Annotated in this window: 12 protein-coding genes; 10 read left to right on the top strand and 2 right to left on the bottom strand. The window is 45.7% G+C overall.

Features of this window, described 5'->3' with window-relative positions; all coding sequences use genetic code 11:
* Window positions 1–32: 32 nt before the first annotated feature.
* The gene (locus tag MJ923_RS17615; protein WP_240592211.1) at window positions 33–1,424 is read left to right on the top strand and encodes an ATP-binding protein; all 1,392 of its coding nucleotides are present in this window, start codon (window positions 33–35) and stop codon (window positions 1,422–1,424) included.
* Between the two features lie 16 nt (window positions 1,425–1,440).
* Entirely contained in the window at window positions 1,441–2,850 is a 1,410-nt protein-coding gene (locus MJ923_RS17610) for a TnsD family Tn7-like transposition protein (protein WP_240592210.1), read from the top strand.
* 7 nt (window positions 2,851–2,857) lie between these two features.
* On the opposite strand, the gene MJ923_RS17605 is transcribed toward MJ923_RS17610, so the two are convergent.
* Both MJ923_RS17605 and MJ923_RS17600 read right to left on the bottom strand, forming a co-directional pair.
* Entirely contained in the window at window positions 2,858–3,808 is a 951-nt protein-coding gene (locus MJ923_RS17605) for an S-4TM family putative pore-forming effector (protein ID WP_240592209.1), read from the bottom strand.
* Window positions 3,780–4,769 carry an SMODS domain-containing nucleotidyltransferase gene (locus tag MJ923_RS17600; protein WP_240592208.1) on the bottom strand — a complete coding sequence of 330 codons (990 nt, stop codon included), beginning with the start codon at window positions 4,767–4,769 and terminating at the stop codon, window positions 3,780–3,782. Before MJ923_RS17600 ends, MJ923_RS17605 begins: the two co-directional genes overlap by 29 nt.
* A gap of 117 nt (window positions 4,770–4,886) precedes the next feature.
* On the opposite strand from MJ923_RS17600, the gene MJ923_RS17595 reads away from it, so the two are divergent.
* The 8 genes from MJ923_RS17595 to MJ923_RS17560 are packed head-to-tail and all read left to right on the top strand — an operon-like array spanning window position 4,887 to window position 15,498.
* The gene (locus MJ923_RS17595) at window positions 4,887–5,489 is read left to right on the top strand and encodes a restriction endonuclease subunit S (RefSeq protein ID WP_240592207.1); all 603 of its coding nucleotides are present in this window, start codon (window positions 4,887–4,889) and stop codon (window positions 5,487–5,489) included.
* A gap of 13 nt (window positions 5,490–5,502) precedes the next feature.
* Complete coding sequence (locus MJ923_RS17590; protein ID WP_240592206.1) at window positions 5,503–7,032, top strand: type I restriction-modification system subunit M; 1,530 nt, start codon at window positions 5,503–5,505, stop codon at window positions 7,030–7,032.
* Window positions 7,022–8,293 carry a restriction endonuclease subunit S gene (locus MJ923_RS17585; RefSeq protein ID WP_240592205.1) on the top strand — a complete coding sequence of 424 codons (1,272 nt, stop codon included), beginning with the start codon at window positions 7,022–7,024 and terminating at the stop codon, window positions 8,291–8,293. The genes MJ923_RS17590 and MJ923_RS17585 overlap by 11 nt, the downstream gene beginning before the upstream one ends.
* Window positions 8,284–9,663 (top strand): AAA family ATPase, encoded by a 1,380-nt coding sequence (locus MJ923_RS17580; protein ID WP_240592204.1) that lies wholly within the window; start codon window positions 8,284–8,286, stop codon window positions 9,661–9,663. The genes MJ923_RS17585 and MJ923_RS17580 overlap by 10 nt, the downstream gene beginning before the upstream one ends.
* On the top strand, window positions 9,647–10,285 hold the full coding sequence (locus tag MJ923_RS17575; protein ID WP_240592203.1) for an HNH endonuclease family protein: 639 nt from the start codon (window positions 9,647–9,649) through the stop codon (window positions 10,283–10,285). Before MJ923_RS17580 ends, MJ923_RS17575 begins: the two co-directional genes overlap by 17 nt.
* Window positions 10,282–13,554, top strand: a complete 3,273-nt coding sequence (locus tag MJ923_RS17570; RefSeq protein WP_240592202.1) for a type I restriction endonuclease subunit R — start codon at window positions 10,282–10,284, stop codon at window positions 13,552–13,554. The genes MJ923_RS17575 and MJ923_RS17570 overlap by 4 nt, the downstream gene beginning before the upstream one ends.
* A gap of 23 nt (window positions 13,555–13,577) precedes the next feature.
* Window positions 13,578–14,360, top strand: coding sequence for a M48 family metallopeptidase (locus MJ923_RS17565; protein ID WP_240592201.1), 783 nt, complete (start codon window positions 13,578–13,580; stop codon window positions 14,358–14,360).
* The gene (locus MJ923_RS17560) at window positions 14,353–15,498 is read left to right on the top strand and encodes a TniQ family protein (protein ID WP_240592200.1); all 1,146 of its coding nucleotides are present in this window, start codon (window positions 14,353–14,355) and stop codon (window positions 15,496–15,498) included. The genes MJ923_RS17565 and MJ923_RS17560 overlap by 8 nt, the downstream gene beginning before the upstream one ends.
* Window positions 15,499–15,553 lie beyond the last annotated feature (55 nt).

The following is a 15,553-nucleotide window of genomic DNA, read 5'->3' as shown; positions in this document are numbered from 1 at the left end:
CTGCCATATTACCAGACCATAGAGGCAATTCTTTGATAGAGGCATTGCCTGTAAAGTTGTCGGATGAAGAACTGGTTGATGTTCTTGCCTATACTCCGATATGCCTAGTCGAGGAAAGGGAGCTCTGCGCGTTTGAGCGTGTTGAATACTTGAGTCGGTTGAAATTACTTCGACAGCCACAGCCTGTTCATCTCGAGGTGTTCCGAGCGGTTGAGACAGCTATTAAAGATGGATATTCTGCAAAAAGTCCCAATTCACCAACAACGATGAACTATCTACATTACTCTGTGAGTGAACGTCCTGAAGTTGAACCTAGAACAGGTTTCTTCAAGCCTAAAGGCTCTGGCATCACCGTTATCGGGGAGAGTGGCGTTGGGAAGACATGTATGTTGGAGCGGGTCTTGGGTTACTTTCCAGATGTGATTGAGCATGAGCAAAGTTTGACTGGTTTGACGCCTCTAAGGCAAGTGGTTTGGCTTAAGATCGACTGTCCAGACGACTCCAGTGTTAAGGGGCTTTGTCATCGAATTTTGGAAGAGTTGGACAGAAAACTTCAGATTCCACCCACAAAGCCTGCAAACACAATTGCCTTATTGATTAGTCAGATAGAAGCCAAGATCAAATCCAGTTTTCTAGGTATTCTAGTGATTGATGAAATGCAGAACCTAAATCTCGCGAAGGCTGGTGGAGCGGAAAGGCTTTTGGGTTTTTTGCATAACCTGGTTAATAACCTCGGTATCCCCCTTCTATTTTGTGCCAACCCGCCATTCAATGACTTGTTAAGTAAGAGTTTGAAAGCAGCAAGGAGAGCTGAGAGTGGTGGCTATTTTGAGGTTGGGCTGCTAGATCAGAGAAACGGTGAATGGGAGCTGTTTGTTGAAGAACTCTGGAGGCTTCAATGGACCAATGTCTATTCACCATTTACGCAGGAACTGGGCGATAAACTTTATGATCTATGTGTTGGCAATATGGATTTAGCTGTACGCATTTTTCGGTCAGCTCAACAAGCAATTATCGGCTCAGGGGACGAAAGGCTTACCAAAGAGGTGTTAGAAAAAGGTGCCAGCATCGCCATTCGGGCGACCGCGAAGGCAAGGGATGAGCTGAAATATGAGCAAAACATCAATCTTCTTAAGCAGAAGAAAATAAAAACAGAACCCTCAAATCTGACGCAAGTAGTTCCTGAAAAAAAAATTCCGGTTTCGGTATCCAAAGGTAAGCTTGTCGAAATCCCTGGAGACCTTAGTCGTCCGCATCATCCCGAGTTTGCAGACTTACTTACCATGTTGCAGTACTCAGATGATTTGTATGAATTAATCCCTGATATGGATCTATTGCAACGTGCCTCTATAGAGAGAGAGCCCCTCGACATGCTAAGAGAAGCAGGGGTCTTCTGCGACGATCCGCTTAAAGTATTTGCATAGTGGTATGGACTAAACAATGTACTTGCCCCCCGCCTTTCCCGATGAACTATTGCTGGGGCGGTTAATTCGCCATGCTACGGTATCTGGGGAGACGGTTTGGGAAATGTCTCAAAGGTTGTTTGGTTCGCAACGAACGTCAATTCATCCTTTTCTCACCGCAGGATTAGCAAGCTTGGCTGAGTCGTTGCAGGAAGATGTGGATACTCTACTGTATGATCAGACATTAGCACCCCTGTTTTTGTTCTACTTACCAAATCATGCCGAAAGGCTTCGGTCTCATCTGTTGGCAAGTCATGGTTCCCAAGCCCTCAGAGAAAGTCAGCTCTCTACATTCGGTTGTGGTCACTCTGTCTGCCTTAAGTGGTGTCCCCTATGCGCCGTGGATGATATCCATGAATTAGGAGTGACATATTGGCACCGTATCCATCAACTTCCAGGAGTAACTGCATGTTTTAGGCATCCAGTTTTGCTTGAGCAAGTGGAGCTAACGTCACGGCAGAGGATCGTGCCGAGCCTTCTTCCTATTTGCAACAGCGCTTGGCAATCTGCGAATCCTATTGAGATGAGAGTTGCTGCGTTTAGTCATGGCTTATTGAATCTACTTGGAAAAAATACAGCTTTAACGATAGAGCTCGCAAGCAGATACCGAGAACGCCTAAATGATCTTGGCTATATCACCAATGGTGGTCATGTACGTCGAAAGAGCCTACTTCACTGTTTTTCGGGTGATGTTGAAGAGTATCGTTCTAGTCCCGCCTCACCGCTGCTACGAGGTCATGATGACTACCGATATCTCTCCGAACTGCTTGATATAGGTGGGAGTCATCATCCATTCCGGCATCTTTTGTTTGGCACTTGGCTATTCAGTAATCCGGAAGATTTTTTTGGCTATACCCCTCCTACAATAACACCTGTACCAATGGAAAAAGACACTGAAGAGCCGCAATTGGCAGAGCTGCGTTGCCTGAAACTGCTTAAGGAAGGGCGATCGTTGGCGGAAGTCTCGCGTTTGACAGGCAAAAGTCGATGTTACCTAAAGCGTGTCGCGTTAATGCATCGGGTTAAGTTAAACCTGAAACCGAAGTGCCTGAATAATGTCTTGCAGCAAAAAATCATTATGCTTGCTCGGAAAGGGGTGCACCGTAGACGGATTTCCCAACTTTGCGGTATTGGCGTTGGCTCAGTCGAGCAAGTGATCTCTGCTGAGCCTGGTTTGGTTGAATGGCGCAAACAGTGCCATCTGGAGTCGAAACGACGTGCTTGCAGAGTACAAATATTGAGATATCGACAGTTGCACCCAGATGCGTTGCGGCGTGATATCAAGTCTGAGTGCAATGCGGCCTTCTTTTGGCTGTATTTAAGAGATAGAGCTTGGCTAGAAAAGTCTCTTCCCAGACCGACCAAGCCCTGTGGGCCATTGAGATAAATGCCGTCTAGCGTTTGTTGTATTCGACGATAAGTTCATTCGTGTTAACCAGCATATTATTTTCCATGCGCTTTCTGGAAATCTTGTAAAGCCACTCAAAGATTGGCGTCGCGGATTGTCTGAAGTTTTGCCAGTACCTCATGTGTTGCTCAGTAGAATGCTCCAGTTCTCCCAAGTTTATCTTGTTCGCGAGAAGGTTAGTCCATGTGTTATAGCAATCATGTGTTAGCTGATGGGCAATTTCTGAACTTTGTTTGTTCATGAGTAATTCGTCTATCATAACAGCGATAATCGGGGTAAAAGGCCCCAAAACAAACACAACAAACTGCATTATGGTATGGCCTAAAACCATAGAAATGAGAACAGGTGCGAAAACGCAGAACCCTAAACAGGCCCATAACATATACTGGTAGCGTTTTCGTAGTTCGCTTTCCCAAGCAAAAGTGGAGTAAGTTGCTATCAGCTTAGCAACCGGATTGGGTACTTCCACCAGATTTGATGACCACCAGGTTTCCAATACCCTTCGATCTTCAGGGGATTGCTTCTCTTGTTTAGCACTCAATTGAGCCACAAGACTTTTCGGGAGCTCCATGAATGATGGTTTTGTGCCAACGTCCATGGTTAAGAAATCATGTAAACGTTGGAGAGTGCACCCAAGAGATTGCCATTTAGAGACAAAGTACTTGCCAAGAGTATTTATCAAAACGAAGGCAAGCAACGGCGCTGCTGTCAAATAGGCAGGATCAAATGGTACTTTTTGACCCGAGAAAATGTAAATAGATACCCCCGTTTGAACAACAGCCAAGATAAGCGCTAAAGCCCAAATCCAAGACTTCCAGACCTTGGCTTTGTCATACGCATAGCGAAACGCCAATCCTGCTTCAACAGATGATGGCTTCTTTTGATTAGCTATTACGCAAGTCATTTCATTACCCATATTCAGGAAAATCGGTTCCAAACACTTTCCGCCACTCACCAATGGCTTTCGCCTGCTCTCCTGCCTTTTCAAACTCATATGCAGCGAGAGCTGTATTGAAGTCTGTTTCAGCTTTTTGGGATATCTTGAGCTTGTCGTCGTAGGATAACGTATTTAGGTCGCCTTGCATTCCCTTGGGATCTGCAACTTGATACCAGACACAGTCTTTTACGTATTGAAGTAAGCGGATCACGTTGATGTCAATATAGGAGCTGGCTGTGCCCTGAGCTTCGAAGTGGTTCAATAACATGTTTTCAAGTAAGTAAGACGACATAGAAGGCATAGTCGCTCTGCGTTGCCAATACTTCATCGCGCGAATGGCGTTGAGTACGTGTCCAGAGCATGTTTGGTTGATGTCTGTCACCCGTTGACGGTCTAGTCTTGGATCGGTTTTCATCCAGTTACCTTTGCCATCGGGAATGATGTAGTAAGTGTTACCTTTGCTATCTTCAGTGGTGAAAAATGCCGGAACTATGTCGAAGTTCCAGTCATAACTTGTGAGCTTCAGGGTGGCAGCATTTTGATTGCGGTGCATATCTGCCTTTTCATAGTGGCTTATCGCAGCAAGTTTGCTAACAAATCTGTTGATCACTTTTCTCGAGTTTAGTCGCAGCGAATTGTCATGACGATAGTCTTTATACTCCGGTGAATCAGAGGGGGTATCGATATACACAGTTCCGTCAAATCCTTCCGTCCAGGTGCATCCATTTGCAGACAGTGTGAAGATCATGTCTATGTCATTAAGTGGGCGAATTTTTGTACGACGAGCAAAGGACCCAAAGTCGATATTCTTGTCACTGTACAGAGGGAAAAAATCACTCAACCCTTCAATTTTACTCTTAAGAAAGTCTCTACTTGCTCGGGCTGTTGTGGTTTTGGTTGCATCCAAATTGACGTTGTCGCTCATAAATCCGCTAAACGCCGCGTTTACCGTTAAGGGCATATCATCCTCCAGATATTTTGCATCATTGTGTTTGATGCTTTAATTTTCTAGATTAGGTTGACTTTTGGGCTGTCGTCAATCATTATTTTTAGCATCATTCGACTTGATGCAAATGCTGTGAGCACACAAATACTAGAAAACGTCGCAGAGATTCGAGCTGGGCATCCTTTTCGAGGTGCCATTCACGCCTCCAAAAAAGGTAATGGCTACGTCATCCAAATCCGGGATCAGGATGAAGAGGGTAAAATCACATGGGGGGGCCTTACTCGGGCTGAGGTTTCGGGGAGAAATGAACCTGAATGGCTTTCTGCTGGTGACATTGTTTTTGCTGCCCGAGGGCTTAGAAACCTCGCAACGGAGATACCCGCAGCCAAGCTGGAGCGTCTCGAATATCCAGTGGTATGCTCACCGCATTATTTTCAAATCCGCATAAACGAAGGGACACCGTTGTTGCCAGAGTTTTTAGCTTGGCAGCTCAATCAGGCCTTCGCTCAAAAATACTTTCAGCAGTCAGCCGTGGGCTCTGCTCAGGTCAGTATCAGACGAACAGTGTTGGCACAAACACCAATCACGCTTCCTGAAATCGAAACCCAGCAGAGGGTTGTACACCTGAGTAAGATGGCGGCGCGTGAAGAGAAAATTTATCAACAGCTGATAGAGCTAAGACGTTTGGAAATGAGCGCCATAGCGAAACAGATTTTAACCGAACACTCGAAGTAATTAGGGATAATAAATGCCAAATTCACCAATTAATCAGGATCAAATTAACAAAGCCGTTTGGGCTGCCTGCGACACTTTCCGAGGCACAGTCGACCCTTCTATCTATAAAGACTTTATCCTTACCATGCTGTTTCTTAAGTACATCTCTGACGTACACCGCGACAAGCTGGAGGAGCTGAAAGGCCAATATGGTGATAACCAAGCCCTGATCGATGCCATGATGGCTAACCAATCTTTCAAAATTCCAGAAGGTGCAAGTTTTTGGGATCTGTTTGAGCTGCGTAATGCACCTGGCAACGGCACACGCATTGATAAAGCACTGCATGCCATTGAAGAGGCCAACGGTAACAAGCTAAAAGGGGTGTTTCACGACATCAGCTTCAACACCGACAAGCTGGGTGAAGAAAAGCAAAAGCACGACATTCTTCGTCATATGCTGGAAGATTTCGGTAAGCCTGAGCTGAACCTGCGTCCAAGCCGAATTGGTACGTTAGACATTATCGGTAACGCCTACGAATATCTGATCAAGCACTTTGCTGCTGGCAGTGGTAAATCAGCAGGTGAGTTCTATACCCCGCCAGAAGTGTCGGATTTGCTCTCTATTTTGTTGGCCCCACAGCAAGGTGACACCATTTGTGACCCTGCCTGTGGTTCAGGCTCCCTGCTGATGAAATGTGGCAAGCAGGTGCAAAAAAACTTCAACGGATCCAAGCAATATGCGCTTTATGGTCAGGAAGCGATTGGCTCGACCTGGTCACTGGCAAAAATGAACATGTTCCTGCATGGGGAAGATAACCACCGCATTGAATGGGGCGATACCATTCGTAACCCTAAATTGCTGGAAGGTAATGGCCTGATCCACTTTGATGTGGTAACCGCGAACCCACCGTTTTCGCTGGATAAGTGGGGCCATGAAGGTGCAGGTGACGATACTTATGGTCGCTTTCGCCGTGGCATTCCGCCCAAAACCAAAGGTGACTACGCCTTTATCTCCCACATGATTGAAACCTTGAAGCCCGCTTCTCCTACAAGCCAAGGCGGGCGCATGGGTGTAGTCGTGCCACATGGCGTGCTATTCCGCGCTTCTACCGAAGGAAAAATCCGCCAGAAGCTGATTGAAGAAAACCTGCTGGATGCGGTGATTGGTTTGCCAGAAAAGCTGTTTTTCGGCACGGGCATTCCTGCGGCTATTCTGATTTTCAAAAAGCAGAAAACCGACAACAAGGTACTGTTTATTGATGCGTCACGCGAATTTAAACCAGGCAAAAACCAGAACATTCTGAGTGAAGAGAATATTCAGAAAATTGTCGAAACCTACCAAGCCCGTGAAAGCGTAGACAAGTACGCCTACCTTGCCTCATTTGATGAGATCAAGGAAAACGACTTTAACCTCAACATCCCGCGTTATGTCGATACCTTTGAAGAAGAGATGGAAATCGATTTGATGGCAGTACGTGCTGAGCGTAAGGAACTGCAAAAAGAACTCGATGCATTGGAAATCGAAATGGCGGCCTACCTGAAGGAGCTGGGTTATGGTGCCTAAGGGGTGGGATATTGTCAGTTTCGGCTCTTTGGCAGAGTTCAGGAACGGTCTGAACTACTCTAAATCTGACTCAGGCGAGTCAATAAAAATTATCGGAGTAGCAGATTTTAAAGACAATTTTGAGCTTGGTTCTTTTGAGTCTTTAGAAACTATATCAGTGGCAAACAAGGTAAAGAATACCGACCTTATCCAAAGCGGAGACCTGCTGTTTGTCCGTTCCAACGGCAATAAAGCGTTAATTGGTAGGTGCTTATTCTTCCCGAGTGTAACGGAAAAGTTATCATTTTCAGGATTTACAATTCGAGGACGTGTAGTGGCTGATTCAGCGCTGCCAAATTATTTGGCGGTTTTGTCTCGTTCTTCTTTGGTTAAGCAGCAGTTCTCAAAGAGTGGTGGTGGCACCAATATTTCCAATCTTAGTCAACAGATTTTGAGTGATATTGTCGTTCCTCTACCACCACTCCCAGAACAACGCAAAATCGCTCAAATCCTCTCCACGTGGGACAGAGCGATCACCGCGACGGAGAAACTGGTGGAAACCAGCAAGCAGCAGAAAAAAGCGCTGATGCAGCAGTTGCTGACAGGGAAGAAGCGTTTGCTGAATCCTGAAACAGGCAAGGCGTTTGAGGGGGCGTGGGACACTGTTCAACTGTCTGAATTGTTCTCTCGTTTGACGGAGAAGAATAACGGCCAAAGCACCAATGTTGTTACTATTTCTGCGCAGCATGGACTTATTCGCCAAGAAGAGTTTTTCAAAAAATCCGTTGCATCAGAAACGCTTGATAACTACTTCATTCTTCGTAAAGGCCAGTTCGCATATAACAAGAGCTACTCGAATGGCTATCCCATGGGGGCAATAAAGCGGCTCAATCGCTATGAAGATGGTGTAGTAACCAGTCTTTACATCTGCTTTGAGATTAAGGATGAGCAGGCCACATCGAGCTGCTTTATGGAGCAGTATTTCGAGTCAGGGCTATTGAATAAGGGCTTAACTCAAGTTGCCGCTGAAGGTGGACGAGCGCATGGATTGCTGAATGTTAAGCCTTCAGACTTTATGGCGTTGGCAATGAAAGTTCCAGCAGTCTCTGAACAAAATCAAATCGCGAAAGTCCTTACCGCTGCTGACAAAGAAGTTGCAACGATTGAGCGAAAACTGAATCAACTCAAAGAAGAGAAAAAAGCCCTGATGCAGCAACTGTTGACGGGTAAACGTCGAGTAATAACTGAACTTCAAGAGGGAGACATAACTGAATGGAAGTAAAAAACATACGGCTACATAAAGTAGGACGCTTTGATCAGTTGGAAATCCCTCTTGCCCCACTTGGTGATTTGAAAACCAATGTGACGGTATTTGTCGGTAACAATGGTTCGGGTAAAACGTCAATCCTGAAGTCTCTCACTACATCATTGAGCTGGTTGGTCTCGCGCATTCAGACAGATTCGGGTAAAGGAAGTCCAATCCCTGAATTAGTCGTAAATAACGGTGCACCTTCTGCTGCGATAGATATTGAGGTTTTCAATCATTGTTACGGTGATTTAGAGGATGGGGATGTCGAAGCGTTTGACGAGAACTATTTCCGCTGGCGAATCGCGAAGACCCGAAAAGGGCGAAAAGGAGAACACAAAAGTGATTATACTGGCGCTTCTGCGCTAGCGGATCATTTTCGTTCTCAGTTATCTAAACACGATAACGCATCATTGCCTTTAATCGCTTTTTATTCTGTTGAGAGGGTAGTGATTGATATTCCACTGAAAATTAGACGCAGACATACCTTTCTCCAGTTAGATGGCTATGACAACTCCTTGAGCCAAGGAGTTGACTTTAGGCGTTTCTTTGAATGGTATCGAGAACGTGAAGACTCGGAAAACGAAACAGGGCTATCTAATGAGGCTCTGGAAGTTATTAAGAATGCTTTGGGAGATGATGAGAAAACTTGGTCGATTTTAAATTCTTTAAAAGCGTCGACGAGAGACAGGCAGCTCACGGCGGTACGTGCTGCTATCTACAAGTTTATGCCTGAGTTTTCAAACTTGCGTGTTAGACGTAAACCCCATCTACATATGTCTATAGATAAAAATGGAGAGCCGTTTAACGTAGCGCAGCTGTCGCAAGGCGAAAAATCAATGATGGCGTTGATTGGAGATATCGCAAGACGACTTGCAGTAATGAATCCTGAGCTTGAAAACCCACTGCTAGGTGATGGGATAGTGCTTATTGACGAAGTGGATATGCACCTGCACCCTAAATGGCAGCGTTCTATTATCGAACAACTGACCTCGACGTTCCCTAATTGCCAATTTGTACTGACAACACATTCTCCATTAGTGATTAGCGACAGTAAAAACGTACTAACTTATTTAATCGGCGAGAATGAAATAAAACGTTTGCCACCTCTTTATGGTCTCGATGCAAATACAGTGTTGCTGGAAATTATGGATACCGATATTCGTAATGCATCAATAAATGAAAAGCTCACTGTGTTGCTTGATGCGATTAACGATACTGATATACCAAACGCTAAGAGATTGATTGAAGAGTTGTCACATGAGCTTCCAGCTTCAAACTTAGAGTTATCGAAAGCTAGGCTATTGCTTCGCAAAAAGGAGCTGAAAGTTGCGAAAGATAGATAAATTAGCGGCTCAGGAGCCTGAAAGCCTTAAAGAGTGGAAGCGAACGAATCCCACTGGAAGGTACAAAGACTTGACTGATGTTGAAAGACAGGACATCAGGGAATCTTGTACTAAATGGCAATTCTATTTGTGTGCGTATTGTTGTAAGTCAATTAGCGGTAAAAACGACGACACGATGAATGAACATGTTGAGGCTAGGCGTATTGCGCCAAATAGAAGTCTTGATATCACAAACATCGTTGCTAGTTGCACAACCCCACATCAGTGTGATGACTCACACGGTTCAAGACCGCTATCGTTAACTCCGCTGATGGATGAATGCGAGACTGAGTTGCAGTTTTCACTTAGTGGTCAGGTAAAAGGTTTATCGCAAAGGGCGAATGATACTATCAATGTACTTAACCTAGGGGATAGCTTAGCGAATAATCGTTCGCTCATTGAACAAAGGAAGATTGCAATTCAAAGTTTGCTATTCGCAAATGGTGTAGACCCTGAAGATGGTCTTGAAGATGATGATTTAATAGAGATAGTCATTGATGATCTTCGCACGCCGAAAGACGGACATTTAGAAGCTTTTTCTCCTGTATTGGTTAATGTGTTACGCCAGTGGGTGCAGCAATGAGTCTCTCAAACACTCCAAATTTTAACGAAGAGTTCAGTGCCAAGCTCCCTGCACTGGCCTTGTTAACGCATCTTGGTTACACCTTTATACCGCCAGAAACCTGCGCCAAAATGCGCGGTAACACCTCAACGGTTATCTTGCCTGAGGTGCTGAAATCTGTGCTGGAAAGCCGCACCTTTCCTTTTCTTGGCAAAGAGCAGCCCCTGTCGGCGGTTGCAATCGACAAAATCGTTCAGGAGTTGGCATTCCCTGCCATGAACGATGGGCTTCGCACCGCCAATGAGAAACTCTACAACACCCTGACTTATGGCAAAGGGGTAACCGAGTTCGTTGATGGAAAGAAGGCGAACCCAACGATTCAGATCATCGACTGGGAGCACCCTGAGAACAACCAGTTCCACTTTACCGAAGAGTTTGTGGTGCAGAACAGTAATGGCACAGGAAACCGCATTCCTGACATCGTCTGTTTTGTCAATGGCCTGCCATGGGTTGTCATTGAAGCAAAAAGACCTGACTCCTCCCGTGATGGGAAACCGACTGTCTCAGAGGGGATTTCGCAAAATATCCGCAACCAGAAAGTCGAGGAAATCCCTCATCTGTTCGCGTACAGCCAATTGCTGCTTTCTGTAAACGGCAATAAGGGGCTTTATGGCACGTGTGGTACACCCGCTAAGTTTTGGGCGAAGTGGAAAGAAGAAGCCATTTCTGAAAAGCAATTTTCTGAGCTTAAAAACAGTACGTTAAGCCAGGCGCAACAAGAGGCCATTTTTCATCATCGTCCCGCCAAGGTACGTGACGAGTACTTGAGCCTGCTCGCCAGTGGCGAGCTGACAGTCACCGACCAAGACCGTTTGTTGGTGTCGCTACTGCGTAAAGACCGTCTGCTGGAAATGACCCGCCTCTATACGCTGTTTGATAAAAAAGCTGGCAAAATCGTTGCCCGTTATCAGCAGGTATTCGGCATCAAAGCGCTGGTAGAGCGCATCACCACGTTTGATGGAAAAGGGGCGCGAAACGGTGGGGTGATTTGGCACACTACGGGGTCAGGTAAATCTTTCACCATGGTCTTTCTTGCCAAGGCGCTGATTTGGCTTAAAGCGCTGGCAACCTGCCGCGTGGTGGTAGTGACTGACCGCGTTGATTTGGAAGCGCAACTTGCCCGTACTTTTGCCTCTGGCGGCGCACTGTCAGACAAAGACAGAAAGCTGGCAATGGCAACCACGGGTCGCCGCTTGGCTGAGCAGATAGGCCGTGGCAATGAGCGCATCATTTTCTCGCTCATCAATAAATTCGCTACCGCCATCAAGCTGCCAGAATGCCGCAACGACAGTCCGAACATCATTGTGCTGGTGGATGAAGGCCACCGCAGCCAGAACGGTGAAAACAATATACGTATGCAACAGGCGCTGCCTAACGCTGCCTATATCGGCTTTACTGGGACGCCGCTGCTCAAAGACGACAAGACCGAAAATAAGTTTGGCAGAATCATTCACGCTTACACCATGCAGCAAGCGGTGGAGGATGGCACGGTAACGCCATTGCTGTATGAAGAGCGCATTCCAGAACTCAGCACCAATGACAAAGCTATAGATGCCTGGTTTGACCGCATGACGGACAAGCTGACAGAGAGCCAACGCGCTGACTTAAAGAAAAAATTTGCGCAAAAAGGGCAAATTTATCAAACCGAAGGACGCTTGGAGCTGATTGCTCACGATATCTCTGACCATTTCCAGAATTTCAAACAAGATGGCTTGAAAGGGCAACTGGCTTGTGATTCCCGCGAGTCTGCTATTCGCTATAAAGCGCTGTTGGATGATATTGGCAAGGTGAGTTCTAGGGTTGTGATGTCCTCACCTGATTCCCGTGATGGGCACGAAGACGTTGAAGGGGAGAACAAAGAGCTGATCCAGCGCTGGTGGAAAGAAAACGTCGGCAACATGGATGAGAAGGTCTATACCCAACAAGCGATAGATGATTTTGCCCGTGAAGACGGGCCAGATTTGCTCATCGTGGTGAGTAAGCTTCTGACGGGCTTTGATGAACCGAAAAACACCGTGCTGTATATCGACAAGCGGTTGGAACAGCACAACCTTATTCAGGCTATTGCCCGTGTGAACCGCCTGCATCAGAAGAAAGAGTTTGGCTATCTCATCGACTATCGCGGCATTCTGAAGGCGCTGGATGCTTCGATTGCTGACTACAATGCGTTGGCGGAGCGTACCAAAGGCGGTTATGACATTGATGATATTAAAGGTCTTTATAACCGTATGGATACTGAATACAAGAAGCTACCAGGCTTGTATTCGGCGCTGTGGGCGACTTTTGACGGTGTGAAGAATAAAAAAGATGGGGCGGGGCTTCGTCAGGCATTGGCTCCGAAAATCGAATTTATTGATGACCAGCCAACGGACATCAACCAGAAAAAACGCGAAGACTTTTATGCCGCGCTGACCGCTTTTACCAACTGCCTAAAGGTTGCTTTGCAATCAGCAACCTACTTCGAAGACAAGAGCTTCGATGACAAGCGGGACTTGTACAAACAAACGCTCAAATCCATGAGTCAGTTGCGTAAGCAGGTAAGAGAAGACGCTGAAGAAACTATCGATTACGACGAATATGCCGACAGCATTCGCGGTTTGCTGGATAAGCACATCGCTGGGGTAGAAATCAAAGAGCCTGAAGGCGCGTATCTGGTGGGTAACATGGGCAAAGATGTCGCCCCCGAAGACATGACAGATGACGATGCACGTAATAAGAAAGATGCGATTACAGGCCGTATCACCAAAATGATTGAGCAGGACTTGGCGGACGACCCTTATGCCCAGGAGTATTTTTCTAACCTGCTGAAAAAAGCCATTGAGCAGACCAGAGAGATGTTTGATGCCCCAGTGAAACAATACCTCTTGTTTGCCGATTTCGAAAAGCAGGTCAAAGAGCGCAACGTTGAAGGAATGCCGTCTGAGCGTTTGGAAACGGTTGAACCACAAAACAGAAAGCATGTGCAGGCGTACTATGGTCTGTTCCTTATGAAGGGGAATGAGGCTGTGCCACTGACTGAAGCGCAGCGTTTTGACTACGCCAAGCAGATTGATGTCATTGTGCGTAAGGCTGTTGCTGAATACTCGCTAAACCCTCAGGAAATTGAACAGCAGATAAACCTAGGGTTGTTGCCCCTGCTGTTCGGTGATTTGGGCATTGAGAAGGCGCAGGCACTTATCAAGGATGTGATCCACATTACCCGCTTTGGTGTGGCTGGTTTTAATTCATAGGTTTCGATTCAAAGAGAAAGTGCATGACCTCAATATGTGCAACTGAGGGTAATCAAGAGGAATACAGCTTCGTCTATGGTGATGAAGCTGTTACCTATGCTGTGGTGCGTAAACTTCACCGTGAAGGAAAGCAGCGAAAAATTGCTATTAAGGTGCATCCCAATTGCGAAATCGTGGTGAGTGCCCCAGAGGATGCACAAAGGGAAGATATTCATGCTGGTGTGATGCAAAGAGCGCGCTGGATTTATGAAGCGCTTAAGGAGTTTCGTGGTCATTTAGCATATGTGCAGCCCAAAGCATATGTAAGTGGCGAAATGCAGTTCTATTTAGGAAGGCGTTATGTACTTAAAGTTGTGGAAAATCCAGATCCAGATGGAGTGAACTCGGTAAAGATGGAGCGGGGTAAGCTGCAGGTTAGCTTGATACGTTTCAACAATGACAAACATGCAATGGTCAAGAATCTGGTTTCTGAGTGGTATAGCTTCCGAGCAAAGGAGATTTTCCATGAGCGATTGAGTTTTCTTCTTGCTCAAACCCCATGGGTTGACTGTGTACCCAGTTTTCGCGTTTTGCCGATGACCAAACAGTGGGGAAGTTGCTCAGCCAAAGGCACGTTGATGCTGAATCCTCATCTTATCAAAGCGCCAAAAGAGTGTATTGACTATGTGATTTTGCATGAGCTTTGCCATATAGCTGAGTATAACCACAGTGAGCGTTTTTGGCGTTTGTTGACCAGTGTGATGCCTAATTGGAAAGAAGCAAAAAGCCGTCTGGATGGTATGGCGGAGTTGTATTTGAATGAGTGATAATTTTAAAAAAACGGTGCGTGATCAACTCCGACGCTTTCAAGGTAATGATGAGTCAATACATAGCTTTTTGCTTCGTACCCAGCTCTACCATGTTCCAGAAGCAAAGCCTGTAGGTGTGATAGCGAAAAATGGTAATTGGGTCAAAGATCCATATGCTAACAACGAACTCCGTTATCTCTTTTATAGCTTTTCCGACCATCAGCTTTTGGAAGCTATTGATATCAGTAAGTCGATTGATGGCCTAGGTAACTGGCTTTTTGATAGTCCTGACCGATATGTTAGCGCACTTAAAAGCACATTTTTTCATACTAGGGACAAGGTGGCAGTCAGCAAGCATTCCAATCGAATAAGATATTGTTTGCATTGTATAAGAGAAGGGATTGAGCAATTAGGGTATGGCTACTTTAGGCATTTCTGGGGTGTATCAAACTATTGCCTTATTCATGACACTCCTCTGAGGGAGCTTCCTGAGCTGGGGTTTAGTCAGTCGGTTAAAGCGGTAAAGAACATTCTTCGAGGAAAAGATATTCCTACTGCTAAGCAGCTTTCTCGTTCATCACAGTCTACCTTAGAGATGGAAGACACCAAAATTCGAAGAAAGTATTTCTTTCCGCTGAAATCTGCAGTCTGCCTGCAGATTCCCCTTGCTTTTTGGGTTTACAAAAATGCAAGCCGCATTAAAAACTCTGATGTTCGCTCATCCGTTCTTATTGACGGTCTTTACCTCGTGGAAAATGTAACACGGTTACATAAATTGGAGCTTCAACAATCACTTACAGCTCTACTTATAATTATGTCTTCGCTTGAACCTGAGTTGCTCCGCGAGTTCTATTTAGAGCATGTTGACTTTATAGGGTTGGAGCTTGGGCCGAGAAAACAAGGTATTCTTAAAGAGGTTTACTCGAAGAAAAAAGGAGCAGATTGCAATTCCTGCCAGTCAAAGATTTGTGTCATGAAGGAAAAGATATCGACTTTTAAGGTCAGTCTATCTGAATTGAGTTTGGCGTACATGTTTCAAAACTCCTACACGTTAACTAGAGTTGCCCTACAAGGAAGGCCGATAAACCTACTAGCCAATGATGCTTGGAGCCCAATGGAACTTCATTTGGCACGCTGGCAGGCAGATAGCGCGTAGCAATTTATGCCTGTGTTGAAATAGTTTTTCTCACTGATAATGAATTGAGAATTCA

Origin of the sequence: Shewanella zhuhaiensis, from assembly GCF_022484835.1 — a bacterium.
Classification (GTDB): Bacteria; Pseudomonadota; Gammaproteobacteria; order Enterobacterales; family Shewanellaceae; genus Shewanella; species Shewanella khirikhana.
Note: the sequence above shows the minus strand (reverse complement) of the source record. Positions and strands in the feature narration are given on the sequence as shown.

What these genes read in the sequence shown, in the direction of transcription:
- MJ923_RS17610 (WP_240592210.1), top strand. Translation starts at nt 1,441, where the DNA reads ATGTACTTGCCCCCCGCCTTTCCCGATGAACTATTGCTGGGGCGGTTA.
- MJ923_RS17600 (WP_240592208.1), bottom strand. Translation starts at nt 4,769, where the DNA reads ATGCCCTTAACGGTAAACGCGGCGTTTAGCGGATTTATGAGCGACAAC.
- MJ923_RS17590 (WP_240592206.1), top strand. Translation starts at nt 5,503, where the DNA reads ATGCCAAATTCACCAATTAATCAGGATCAAATTAACAAAGCCGTTTGG.
- MJ923_RS17585 (WP_240592205.1), top strand. Translation starts at nt 7,022, where the DNA reads ATGGTGCCTAAGGGGTGGGATATTGTCAGTTTCGGCTCTTTGGCAGAG.
- MJ923_RS17580 (WP_240592204.1), top strand. Translation starts at nt 8,284, where the DNA reads ATGGAAGTAAAAAACATACGGCTACATAAAGTAGGACGCTTTGATCAG.
- MJ923_RS17570 (WP_240592202.1), top strand. Translation starts at nt 10,282, where the DNA reads ATGAGTCTCTCAAACACTCCAAATTTTAACGAAGAGTTCAGTGCCAAG.
- MJ923_RS17565 (WP_240592201.1), top strand. Translation starts at nt 13,578, where the DNA reads ATGACCTCAATATGTGCAACTGAGGGTAATCAAGAGGAATACAGCTTC.
- MJ923_RS17560 (WP_240592200.1), top strand. Translation starts at nt 14,353, where the DNA reads ATGAGTGATAATTTTAAAAAAACGGTGCGTGATCAACTCCGACGCTTT.